Raw genomic sequence first — 265 nt, forward strand, 5'->3', positions numbered from 1 at the left:
TCGCCACTGCTCGAGCAGCCAGCGACAGCCCTCGACGGTCTCCTCCAGGCCGGCGAGGCACGAGGCCGGGTCGTCCTGCCAGTCGGGGCCGCGGTCCTCGTGGGGCGAGAGCGGGTAGAAGAGCTGGGCGCCGAGGTCCCGGACGCGACGGCTGCGGGCCTCGCTCGACTCGGCCCGATCCGGCCGCGATCGCGCGCGGACGACGGCGCCGGCCAGGTGGGCGGACTCGGCCCGATCGGAGCGGTCGAGCATCCAGGTGAGCCGC

Annotated in this window: 1 protein-coding gene; it reads right to left on the minus strand. The window is 76.2% G+C overall.

Annotation, left to right across the window (positions count from 1 at the left end; all coding sequences use genetic code 11):
- The coding region (locus G6O54_RS37200; protein WP_165236252.1) for a hypothetical protein at positions 1–265 on the minus strand (265 nt) is incomplete at both ends.

It is taken from the genome of Aquisphaera insulae, from assembly GCF_011064615.1.
Classification (GTDB): domain Bacteria; phylum Planctomycetota; class Planctomycetia; order Isosphaerales; family Isosphaeraceae; genus Aquisphaera; species Aquisphaera insulae.